This window comes from Trueperella abortisuis (assembly GCF_030811095.1).
Classification (GTDB): Bacteria; Actinomycetota; Actinomycetes; order Actinomycetales; family Actinomycetaceae; genus Trueperella; species Trueperella abortisuis.
The window spans coordinates 195,856-207,912 of record NZ_JAUSQL010000001.1; the positions used below are offsets into that span (position 1 = coordinate 195,856).

Consider the following 12,057-nt stretch of genomic DNA (forward strand, 5'->3'; position numbering starts at 1 on the left):
ATGCTTCTCGAAGCGCGCTCGATCTGCAAGCGCTATCCGGGCGTGCAGGCTCTGGACGGCGTCGATTTCAAACTCCGCGCCGGCCAGATCCACGCACTCGTAGGTGAAAACGGCGCGGGCAAGTCCACGCTGATGAAGATCCTCGGCGGCGTTGAACGCGCCGACACCGGCCAGGTGCTCCTCGACGGCAAACCCGTCACCCTCACCGGCCCGCTCGACGCCCAGCGCCGCGGCATCGCCCTCATTCACCAAGAGCTCAACCTCATGGCCGACCTCAGCGTCGCCCAGAACATCTACTTCGGCCGCGAGCCACGCCGGGGGCCCTTCATCGACGACGCCGCCATGGCCGCCGGCGCCCGCGACATCCTGAAGAAGGTCGGCCTGAACATCGACCCCACGATTCGGCTCGGCACCCTGACGGTGGCCGGCCAGCAGATGGTGGAGATCGCCAAGGCGCTCTCGATGGACGCCCGCATCCTCATCATGGACGAGCCGACAGCCGCGCTCTCGGAGCACGAGGTCGTCCAGCTGTACGGAATCGTTCGCGAGTTCATCGCCGACGGCGAGCGCGCCGTCATCTACATCTCTCACCGCCTGGAGGAGATCCAGGAGCTGTGCACGCAGGTCACGGTGTTGCGCGACGGCGTCATCGTCGCCTCACACCCCACCCCGGAGCTGACCCGCGAGGACATGATCGCGCTCATGGTCGGCCGCGTCATCGACACCTCCCACCGCCCCGAACCCTACCCCGGCGGCGAACCGAAGCTGGAAGTGCGCCACCTCAGCGCCGGCATCGTCCGCGACGTGTCCTTCACGGTCCACGCCGGGGAGATCTTCGGGCTGGCCGGCCTGGTCGGCGCGGGCCGGACGGAGACCGCGCGGGCGATCGTCGGGGCGGACGAGAAGGAGGCGGGCGACGTCGTCGTCTCCGGCAAGGCCCTGCTCGCCGCGTCCGTGGAGGATGCCGTGCGCGGGGGGATCGGCTACCTGTCGGAGGACCGCAAGCACTATGGGCTCCTGCTGGAACAGTCGCTGACGCAGAACGTGGCACTACCGTCGTTGGCTAGGTGGTCGCGCCGCGGCGTCGTGGACGATTCGCACGCCGGGCAGGTGGCCGAGCGGTCCGTGGGGGAGCTCGCGATCGCCACCCCCTCGGTGGAACAGAAGGTCAAGACGCTCTCGGGCGGTAATCAGCAGAAGGTGGTCATCGCGAAGTGGGTGGCCCGCGACTGCGACGTCCTCATCTTCGACGAGCCCACGCGCGGGGTGGATGTGGGCGCCAAGGACGACATCTATTCACTCATGGAGTTGCTGGCGGCGCAGGGGAAGGCCATCGTGGTCATTTCCTCGGAGATCGCCGAGCTGCAGCGAGTTGCACACCGCATTGGCGTGATGTGCCAGGGCCGGCTGACCGGAATCTTGGACAACCCCGAGGCGACGCAGGAGAACATCATGGATTTGGCAACGCGATTTGTTGCGGCAGAAGGAGAAGCATGAACGGCAACGTCGAATCGAGCGTCAGGCCCGACGCCGAAAGCGTCGGCATCAAGGTGCGAGAAGGAAAGAAGGTCGGCGGCGGCTTGCTCGGCAGGCTGTATGCCAAGCACCCGGCGCAGGTGCTGATCGTGGTCTCGGAGCTGGTGCTCGTTGCCGTGTTCGCGGTGGCCAGCCCCTACTTCCTCGACCTAGGCAACATCTCGGCGCTACTGCTGGACGCCTCGGTTTACATCCTCTTGGCCCTCGGGTTGACGTTCGTCATCGCAACCGGCGGCATCGACCTCACCCCCGGATTCGGCATGGCATTCACGGGCGTGATCGCGGCGCTTACGATGACGAAGGTGGGCGGGCCGATGTGGCTGGCGATCGCGGCCGGCGTCATCGCGGGAATCCTGGCTGGGCTGGTGCTCGGGATCGTCAACGGGTTTCTTGTGGCAAAGCTGAACATGCAACCCATGGTGGCGACCCTGGCGATGATGCTGGTGGCGTGGGGTGCGGCGCTGTCGATCACGGGGACGTCCTCGATCCCGCTCAACGATTTTGGGCCGTTCCTCGCCCTCGGCAACGGCAAGACGTTCGGGCTGACCAACGCGATCTACCTGTGCATCCTGGCGGCGATCCTCGCACACTTCCTGCTCAAGCACACGCTGATCGGGCGCTACGCGCTGGCGATGGGCTCGAACGAGGAGGCCACCGAGCTTTCCGGGGTTAACGTGCAGCGCTGGAAATGGCGGGTCTACGCGCTCGCCGGCACGTTCACCGGCCTGGCCGGCGTGCTCATGGCGTCGCGGCTGGCATCGGGTAAACCGGACGTGGGCCAGTCCTATGAAATGTATGCCATCGCGGCAGCCGTGCTCGGCGGGGCGTCGCTGCGCGGCGGTAACGCCTCCGTGTTCGGTTCAGTGGTCGGCGCCATCCTCATCGCCACGATCCGCAACGGCGCCGTCCACCTCGGCATGTCCGACCAGAACCAGAAGATCGTGCTCGGCATCATCGTGCTCATCGCGGTGTTTGTGGACGTGCGGCGCAAGCCGAAGGCGTCGGCATAATGTTGGGACGCGGGCAGACAAGGCAGGGGCACATGACGCGCCGGCGGGAAACGCGCGGGCAGACAACGCGCCGGCGGAAGGCCGCCACCGCGCTCGCGGCCCTCACCACGGCCGTCGCGCTCGCCCTCGGCCTGAGTGGCTGTGCGGGCTTGGGCGAGCGGGTCTCGGAGGCCAATGGGCGGATGGATATCGCAGTCGTCGCGAAGGGGTACGCGAGCCCGTTCTGGGCCGCCGTCAAGGCCGGCGCGATGGACGCCGGGCAGGATCTTGGGGTGAACGTGAGGTTTTCGGGGCCGGATACGGAGTCTGACGTCGTGCGGCAGGTGGATCAGATCAACCTCGCCCACGTCCAGCACCCGGACGCGTTCGTGTTCGCCGCCCTCGATTCCTCCGCCTCCGTCATCGCGTTGCAGCAGTTCGTGGACTCACACATCCCCGTCATCGCCTTCGATTCGGGCGTGCCGGGATCGGACATCCCGCTGTCGACAGTCGCCACCGACAACCGTGCCGCCGCCGCCGAGGCCGCCGCGCACATGGCTGAGTTGCTCGGCGGGACGGGGAAGGTGGCGGTGCTTGCGCAGTCCTCCACGTCGGTGACCGGCATCGACCGCCGCGACGGTTTCATCGACTGGCTTGCCGAGAACGCCCCCGGCGTGGAGGTGGTGGACGTCCAGTACAACGATTCCGACCAGGCCAAGGCTGAGCAGCAGGCTGCCGCGATCCTACAGGCGCACCCCGACCTTGGTGGCATGTTCGCCACCGACGATGACGGCGCGGTCGCCGCCGCGCAGACCGTGCGCCGTACCGGGCGTGACGTCAAGGTGATCGGCTTCGATTCGGGCGCCGTGCAGATCGGTCTGATCCGCGAAGGCGCGATGGCTGGGGCGGTCACGCAGAACCCGTATCAGATGGGTTACATCGCGGTGGAGAAGGCGGTGGCCGCCGCGAAGGGGGAGGCGATCGAGCATGAGATCGACTCCGGTTTCTACTGGTACGACGCCAGCAATCTCGATGACCCCGACATTCAGAAGGCGGTCTACGACTAGCGGGCGCTAGCCGGCGTAGGCGGCCACTATGGCCGCGGGGTCTGGGATTGTCGGCCAGTCAGCCGGGCCTGCACCGGAGCCGGCACCCGGGCGGGCGGACTTTCGCGGGACGATTTCGGCCTCATCTACGTATATACGCAGATACGGCCCAAATCGTCCCGCGAATGTCGCTTCACGCCCGGTACCCGGCTGTTCTGACCCAGCTGAATCGGCGGGGAGTGCCCAGCACAGCTGGCCCGACTCCGCCCAATCCCGCAGGTCAGCACAGGTGGGCGCCGCCGAGCCACCCAGCCGCTGCACGGTCCACCCCGCCACCACCTGGCCGAGCATCACGGCCTCGGACAGTTTGGCTCCGCGGGCGAGTGCGCGCACGAGCCCGGCGGTGAACGAGTCGCCGGCGCCGGTGGTGTCTTTGGCCTCCACGTCGATCGCCGGCAGCTCGATGATCAGCGCGCCCAGCGGACCCGCGCCGGCATGTGCGGAGCCAGCTAGCGCGTCAGCCCCTGCCAGCCCGCCGGCCTCACCCAGCCCGTCATCCCTAGTCAGCACGCACGTGGGCCGGCTGGCGACCACCGCCCCGTCCCCGCCGCAGGTCACGACCACGGTGGGCACCAGCTCCAACAACCGCGTGGCGGCTTCCCGCACGCTCCCCGCCCGCGTGTAGGCGAGGGCTTCGGCGGCGTTGGGGACGAAGATGTCGGCTTGGGCCAGCGGGTCGAGGTCGGCGCGATCCCAGCGCCCGGTGGGGTCCCAAGCCGTGTCTGCCACGACCACGGTCCCCGCGCCCCGCAGCCGCTTCAGGCGGTCGAAGTTGCGCGCGAGGTAGTCGATGGAGGCCACGAGGAAGCGCGGCGGCTGCGCGAGCACGGTGCCCGGCAGGTCCGGGCACGCGCCGTCACCGTATGTGGTGAACGCGCGGTCTCCGCCCAGTACCTGCGCTACCGTCACCGACTGATTGCCCTCACGCGTGGATCCTGCCAGCCCCACGTTTTCCTCCGCGAGCATCTCGGCCACCCAGCGCCCGGCCCTATCCGCGCCGACATTTGTCACTACTTCCACGTTCAGGCCGAGCCGGGCGCACGCGATCGCCTGGTTCGCCACGCCGCCGGCCATGACGGCCCCGCCCGCTACCCACTGCTCCTCGCCGGGCCGCGGCGCGTGTTCGAGCCCGTACTGGATGACGTCAAGAAAGATCGGACCCGCCGCAATAACCTCTGCGTTCTCACTCATACCCCCAGCCTATCCAGGCCCTCCGACAATCGCCGCGTACTGCCAAATGCGGGTCAAATGTAGGCTTGTGGTAGGCAAGAACAAGACCATTGCTCTCTTTTGAAAACCTTGCGGCGGCGAAACCTCCGGTGCTACGCTATAAGCACTAAGCCATTGGTATCAGCGCAACGGTGCGTTGGGATTTAGTCGAGCTCATTTGCAGCTCCCGCTACGGTTCAGCCGTCATGTCGATATTTGTTCATGGGTGTCGACCACTTATCAAGGTCGGACAACTACCAAAAGGAGTGTCAGATGAGCGCAGCAGTTCTATCGTCAGCAGGTTCAATCGTGCTTTCCATAGTGATAGCACTTATCGTCATCGCGTTCGGAATACGAGCGTGGAAGTACATGGGCAGAGAGAAGCACCACGGAGACTCAACGCCGAAAACTAATAGAGGCCAGATGAGTCACCAAGTTGATGGTTGAAAGCCGTTGAAGAGCTGATAGTCGGGCTGTCTCTCCATATGGGTAGCCCCGTACCCCCGAGGTAACAAAGCGACGTGCCAGGCGCATTCCACTAAGGTGGGAAGCGCCTGGCACGCGCTTGTGGTTCGGGACTTCTTATGTCCGGCGGTGACGCTGTCCTCGGGGCCGAGAGCGAGGCCTCCTCTTTCTCCTCAGCACCTGCCTGTTGTGGAGGATTCGAACGAAGGGACGCGCCGGCCCCCGCGCCCACAGCTGTTGGTTGCGCCTCCCCGCTGACAGCGCTCTTCTGGCCCGCAAATAGTCCTCGGGATCGCGTCCGGGGCGGTTACCTCGGGCCGCCCACCGTGCCATTGGCCCTGATAGCTCGCTAGGCTTGGATCCGAAAGGAAGGCATGATGAAACTGACGTTGATCGGCGGGGGCGGCTTCCGCGTCCCGCACGTGGCATCCGTGTTCCAGGAGGACTCCCCGGTGCGCCTGGACGAGCTATGCCTGTACGACATCGACCCCGCCCGCCTTGCCATTATGCGCAACGTCCTGGTCCAGCTGGGACTGACGGAGGCGATCGGGTCCGTGACCACGACGACGTCGCTATCGGATGCCGTCCGCGGCGCGGACTACGTCTTTTCCGCGATGCGCGTCTCGGGGGCATGCGGGCGTGTGATCGATGAGCGGGAGGCGCTGCGGCGCGGCGTACTCGGCCAGGAGACGGTGGGCGTCGCCGGCTACGCCTACGCGTTCCGTCAGATCCCGGAGGCCCTCCGCCTCGCCCGCGCGGTCGCCGAGCTCGCGCCGAGCGCCTGGGTCCTGAACTTCACGAACCCGGCGGGTATCATCACGCAGGCGATGCGGACGCTTTACCCGCGTGTCGTCGGCATCTGTGACACCCCGATCGGGCTGGTGCGCCGGGCGATTCACGTGCTTGGCCTGGAGGAATCCACGACGACGTACGACTACGTCGGCCTCAACCACCTCGGCTGGCTGCGCTCGATGACGTCGAACGGCGTTGACCACCTGCCACGCCTCCTGGCAGAGGATTCGCTTCTGGTCCGCATGGAGGAAACCCAGGTGATTGGCGCGGACTGGATTCGCGCGCTCGGGCATATGCCCAACGAGTACCTGTACTACTACTACAAGAATCGGGAAATCGTGCAGCGCTTGCGCCACGGTCAGACTCGTGGTGAGTTCCTCGTCAAGCAGCAGGGGCGCTTCTACGAGTCGGCGGAGGCGAATCCGAGCCGGGCGGGCGAGGTGTGGCGTGCCGCCGACGCCGAGCGTGACGCTACGTACATGGCCGAGGCTCGCGAGGAGGGCGAGGGGCGTCCCGAGGAGGGGATCGACATCGGCGGCTATCCGCGCGTCGCTCTTGAGTTGATGAACGCGCTGAGCAACGGCGCGACCTCCCAGTTCCAGATGATCCTCGGCGTGGGTAATTCCGACGACGAGTCCGGCCGGGGGTTGCTCGTGCCCGAGCTTCGGGCCGACGCCGTGGTGGAGGTTCCGTGCGTTGTGGATGCGAACGGCATTCACCCCCGGCGCCCGGCGCCGGTGACGGGGCCCGAACTTGGGTTGATGACGTCGGTGAAGGCGTGTGAGGAGTTGGTTATCGAGGCTGCGCTTAAGGGGGATCGGGAGATCGCGTGGAAGGCGTTGGCCAGTCACCCGCTTGTTGACTCGATCGATGTGGCCCGCGAGGTCCTGGATGCCTACATCGAGTGCAACCCCGATGTGGCCCGCGTGTTCGCCCGAGGGTGACGCACACGCAAAGCACGAAATGCATGTTGCATGTGCTGGATTAGTGTCGCATGTGCAGGAGGGCGCCGGCCGGCCCCCGCGGGGGCCGGCCGGCTAGGCATCTATCCGATCAGCGCGATCGAATTCCACCCATGGCCCGCCTCCCTCGCTGGGCCCCAACCGTTACCGGTGTTGTGGTAGGTGAAGAGCTTGCCATCGTTTCGGATGCCGACGAGGTCCAGGCGCCCATCACCGTCCGTGTCGCCGGGAACGGTCACGTGGGTGAAGGCATCCCACCCGTGACCGATGCGATCCGCGAGGCTGATGTAGCCATCGGAGGAGCCGGCGTAGAGGTAGAGGCGGCCGTCGCGTCCTGTCGAGATGACATCCGAGACGCCGTCGCCGGTGAGATCTCCGGCTGACATGATAGCGCTCATGCCTCCCCACGAGTGGCCGATCTTCGTCCCCGAGTGCATGCCCGAGGGGGTGAGCACGTAGCGGTACAGATCCCCGCTGGGAACGTGGCGTGCCACGACGAACTCGCTTCGCGACGAACCGATCCTGCCGACGTAGGTGAGGTTGTCCAGGTCCGACCAGCCGTGGCCTGCCTGCTGCCCGCGGGTGAGGAAGCCATCGCCTTGCGAGTTGTAGAAGAAGGCGCGCCCGTCGTTGAGAGTTACGAGCATGTCGGCGCGCCCGTCGCCGTTCATGTCCGGGATTGGAGCCATGGAGGCGAAGTCCTGAGCGTCGCAGGATACGACACCCTTGCCGGCGAACTCGCCGTTTCCGAGGCTCGGGTAGAACCGGAGATGACCGTCGGCGTCGATCGCCCACAGGTCCGCGAAGCGATCGCCGCTTGCTTCGCCGAGTCGATCGGTGGCCTTCGCCGGGGTTGAGGGCCTGTCGATCGTCTCGCACACCGGCTCGTCGGGCTCGTCCGGGACGACGACCTTGTCGGGGAATTGGTGGGTCCACGTGGTCTGCGCCTGGGGATCGAGTGTGATGCCGTCCGCGAGTCCGTCCTTGAGCTGCGCGCTCACCTGCGCGACGTAGCCCGGCTCGACAGACTGAGCTCCGGGGGAGAGGACCGTCGATCCAAGCAGGTATTCGACGTACTCCGACTCGGGAACCGTGAAGGTCAAGTTCTCATCGTCCCAGGTCGGCTCGTCCGGGACGACCACCGTTTCGAAGGTGTGAACCCACGGGATGAACCTGCCGTCGTTGTCGTAGAAGGAGTCGGCGAAGTAGTAGCCGTCAGCGGGCTCGGCGGTCACGACGAGCGTCGAACCGGCTTGTCCTTCGTGGCTGCCCGGCGTCACGGGCGCGCCGTCGACGAGGTAGGTGACCCCCTCGGTGGCGGGGATGGTGTAGCTCAGGCCGTCGTAGGTCGGCTCCGCGGGCTCAACGAGGGTCTTCGGTGCGCCCGTGCCCCGAATGACTTCAAGCTCGCCGGCAGACATGACGGTTGCGTCTGTGGTGCTCGGCTGTGCGTTGAGGCCTTGGAACCGGAGGTACTTGGCCCGGACGCCGTCAAGCGGGACCGTTTGGCGCTCGGCGGAGTCCTCGAAGGATCCCCTTGCGACCGGTTCGCCCCAACCTGCCGGGTCGGAGGGCAGCTCGTTGGCCGCGTAGATCTCGTAGTCCTTGACGCGACCGTTGACCTGACCCTGCCTCGGCGTGTAGACGAAGCCGCACAGGTCTACCGCTTCCTCGCCAACCTGCAGGTCGATGTAGTGGGGGTAATCGGGCTGCGAGTTCTGCCACGCGGTGTGCCAGAAGGTGGCGGGGTTGCCGTCAACGGCTGCTTCCTTCGGCCCGTTGGGGGCTGCCTCGCCCCTCAGTTCCTCCGAGGATGCGGCCACCGCCGTCGGAGATGACGGCAATCCGCAGACGGCCGGGATGGTGGCGCGGACGTCCGTGCTTTGCTCGCCGGCGGTGACGTTGAAGACGAACTCCGCTTCGCCTCGATACCAGTCAGGCTTGACCTTGAAGGTCACTTCCTTCGCTTCGCCGCCGCCGATGGTGTCGATGGTCTGAGCGCCGGGGGTGATGAGCCAGCCGTTTTTCACGGGAGGCTTCACGACGACGTTGGTGAGGCTGGCGTCCGTGCGGTTGGTGACCGTCACGGTCACGGTGGCCGCCCCGGCGTCGTCGGCGGAGGGGTAGGCGGTGAGGGGGTTGGCGGCGACGGTTGCGGTGAAGGTGCGCGTTGAGGGCTCGATCTTCCACACGTCGTCCGTCATGTCGCCGGGCAGCTGGACGATTTCGCCGGCAGCGGGCTTGGTGTCCTTCTTGGTCCCGTTGAACTCGACGAAATCGATGTGCTCCTCGGCGCCGGTGGCGACTGCCAGGCGTTGGAGGGTCACGGCGTTGACGATCTCGAAGGAGCCGTCGCCAGTTGTGAGGAGCATCCACTTTTGCGGGTTGCGCTCGGCGTAGCCGGTGTTACCGGCCTGGTTGCCCGTGTAGATCTGGGACACGTCCACGCAGGGACGGGCTTCGGGGCGCGCGCCAACCTGGGTCACCGTGGAGAGGTGCTTGTACCCGGAGACAACCGAGAGGCACTGGTTGGTCGCCATGTTCTTCAACTGGTAGTAGTGGTCCGGCGTGGAGGTCAGCCTCCATTCGTCGCCGTCCCCGAGTGAAGCGTTACCCGCGAGTTGGAGGGACTTGCCGGCCGGCTGAGAGATCGTGTAGACGCCGTCCTCAAGCGGCTTGCGGTTGACGTTCTCCCACATGGGCGAACGTTCGATCTTGTCGACGCGCTTCGCCTTGAAGTCCGCGTAGGTCGGGTTATCGGAGGGGTTTCCTCCGCTCCACGTGATCTGTGCGACGTAGCGCATCGCCTCGTAGACGTCGAGTTCGACCTCGTTTTCGGTTTGTTTGACGCCGTTGTCGGGCCAGATCGAGAGCTTGGCGCCGAGGATGTTGTCGGTCTTGGACACGACGCCGTCGCGGCCCTGGAAGATGTTGACGCCGAAGTTCGGGTCGTTGTACAAGAAGGCCGGACCGTTTGCCTGAATGGGGTAGGGGTTGGCCCTGGCGAAGTAGAGTTTGAGGTTCGCGTTGACCAGCCGGTAGCCGTCGTTGGCAAGGGCGTTGGCTGAGCGTCCGGATCCGAGCCAGTGCTCAACCACGATGTCCTTGTCGAGCGTGACGGCGTGGGTGGCGACGATTCCGTCGTTCCAGATGCGCAGCGTCTTGCCTTTGGCCTTGACATAGCTGTTGATGTCGTTGATGAAATAGGTGAAGGCGTCAGCACCGGTAGCCAGACTATTGCCGGTGACCTCCCGGGCGTAGCGGGCCAGTTGCGGGTAGGTGGCGTAGCTTGCCCCCATGAGGTACTCGTCGGCGCCCATGTGCCAGTAGTTGGTGGAGAAGACGCCGTCGTACTCGTCGATGAGTGTCTTGTAGAACTGAACGGCCTGCGGGTTCGTGATATCGAGGCGATCGACGCTACCGTTGCCGGCTAGGTCCTTCAGCTGGAACTGCGGGAGGTTCTCCAGCCAGATGTTCATGTGGCCGGGGGAGTTGATCTCGGGGATCACATCGATGCCGTAGGAGTCGGCCTTCTCAACAAACTTCTTCACGTCCTCGCGCGAGTAGTACGAGAACGTGTTGGCGGCCGGGTAGGCGTCCGACTTGAGCTTCATTTCCATGAGGATGGAGTTGAGCTTGAGGTCAGCCATCTCGTTGAGGAAGCGGTCGATCCACTCGGTGGAGAAGTTGATCTGGCAGGCGCACAGCGTGACGCCGCGCTCCTTGTAGGCGGGCGTGTCCGTCACCGTTCCGGCGGGAAGGGTCAGACTCTGGCGGAGCATTTGGGATAGCGTGCGGGTGCCCCAGAATGCGCCGCGTGCTGTGGCGGCCGTGATCGTGACGCCCGCTGGTTGGATGGAGAGGGTGTAGCCCTCCTCGCCGAGGCTCTCCTTGTGCGTGTCGTCGATGACGATCTCAATCCCTGTCCCGCTGGTTGCTCCCGTGACGGCGTCGCCGTCGGTGTAGGCATTGAGCTCGTCGACGAGGAGCTGGGCGCTGGCGGCGAAGGCGTCGGGACGAACGACGGTCACGTCCTGCGTGGCAGTCCAGGTTCCCTCGGAACGCACGAACTGCCCGGCCAGGGAGGGGATGGTGGCCGGGATGGGCATGCCCTCGTAGCTGAAGTCGTAGCTGACGGACTGCTCGCCGAAGAAGGTGTAGCCATCGTGAGGGGTGGCGGTTACGGTGGTGGCGCCGTCGTTGAGGGCGACGTCGCCCGTGACGATCGCGCCATTGATCTTGTAGTCCACCCCGGCGATCGTCGGCACACTGATGCTCGCGCCGTTCTCACTCTGGATGGGTGGAGTTGGGGTCACGATGGTGGCGCCGGCCTCGGTGTGGCAGGAGCCGATGAGGCGAATGTCGCCGACGGACGTCAGGTTCTGGCTGTTGACGAGCGCGGAGAGCGCCTTGAGGGTGACGAACTTGCCGGTTGCGGGCTTCTCAAAGCGGACGACCTGCGCAGAATCTGAGTTCTCGAAGGTGCCGCTAGCGACCCGGGTGGTGTCGGTGAAGCCGGCGCCATCCTCGATGGGGCTATCCGAGACATGGATCTCGTAGTTGCCGACGATGCCGTTCTGTTTACCGGTGCCGCTGCTGCCCTGCCGCTGGGTGTACTCGATGCCCGTGAAAGAACAGCCGGCGATGTCCGCACCTGGGAATGTGCCCACGGAGATCCAGTGCGGGCCGGGGGTCTCGGTGTTGCCCGCCGACCAGTTGGTGTGCCAGTAGGTGGTTGCAACCCCGTCAATCGCTTTAGCGGCGGGGCCGTTGCCGTTGGGCTCCCGGGTTTCTTCCGAATCTGCATAACCGACGTACAACTGGTCGGGGCCGCCGATGAAGGTGTCGGTTGTGTCGGCGGTTGCGGCTGGGGCGTTGACGATACCGAAACCGCCTCCCGCCACGACGACGAGTGCTGCCGACACTGCGGCAATAGCTCGCCTAGGCCACGATCTGCTTGCGCTTGTCACACATGCTCCTTTGCTCAATGTGGTTGGT

6 protein-coding genes are annotated in these 12,057 nt (G+C 65.6%); 4 read left to right on the forward strand and 2 right to left on the reverse strand.

Annotated elements, in window-relative coordinates; translation table 11 throughout:
- The 3 genes from J2S45_RS00840 to J2S45_RS00850 are packed head-to-tail and all read left to right on the forward strand — an operon-like array spanning position 1 to position 3,592.
- Positions 1-1,497, forward strand: a complete 1,497-nt coding sequence (locus tag J2S45_RS00840; RefSeq protein WP_307634215.1) for a sugar ABC transporter ATP-binding protein — start codon at positions 1-3, stop codon at positions 1,495-1,497.
- Positions 1,494-2,546 (forward strand): ABC transporter permease, encoded by a 1,053-nt coding sequence (locus J2S45_RS00845; RefSeq protein WP_307634216.1) that lies wholly within the window; start codon positions 1,494-1,496, stop codon positions 2,544-2,546. The genes J2S45_RS00840 and J2S45_RS00845 overlap by 4 nt, the downstream gene beginning before the upstream one ends.
- Before the next feature lie 32 nt (positions 2,547-2,578).
- Positions 2,579-3,592 (forward strand): ABC transporter substrate-binding protein, encoded by a 1,014-nt coding sequence (locus J2S45_RS00850; RefSeq protein WP_296931600.1) that lies wholly within the window; start codon positions 2,579-2,581, stop codon positions 3,590-3,592.
- 6 nt (positions 3,593-3,598) lie between these two features.
- Here J2S45_RS00850 and J2S45_RS00855 read toward each other — a convergent pair whose 3' ends face one another.
- Positions 3,599-4,822, reverse strand: a complete 1,224-nt coding sequence (locus J2S45_RS00855; protein WP_307634217.1) for a carbohydrate kinase family protein — start codon at positions 4,820-4,822, stop codon at positions 3,599-3,601.
- Positions 4,823-5,679: 857 nt separating this feature from the next.
- On the opposite strand from J2S45_RS00855, the gene J2S45_RS00860 reads away from it, so the two are divergent.
- On the forward strand, positions 5,680-7,041 hold the full coding sequence (locus J2S45_RS00860) for a family 4 glycosyl hydrolase (protein WP_307634218.1): 1,362 nt from the start codon (positions 5,680-5,682) through the stop codon (positions 7,039-7,041).
- A 101-nt stretch (positions 7,042-7,142) separates the two neighbouring features.
- Here the strand turns inward: J2S45_RS00860 and J2S45_RS00865 are convergent, their stop codons facing one another.
- Positions 7,143-12,029, reverse strand: a complete 4,887-nt coding sequence (locus J2S45_RS00865) for a family 20 glycosylhydrolase (RefSeq protein ID WP_307634219.1) — start codon at positions 12,027-12,029, stop codon at positions 7,143-7,145.
- Between the last annotated feature and the right edge of the window lie 28 nt (positions 12,030-12,057).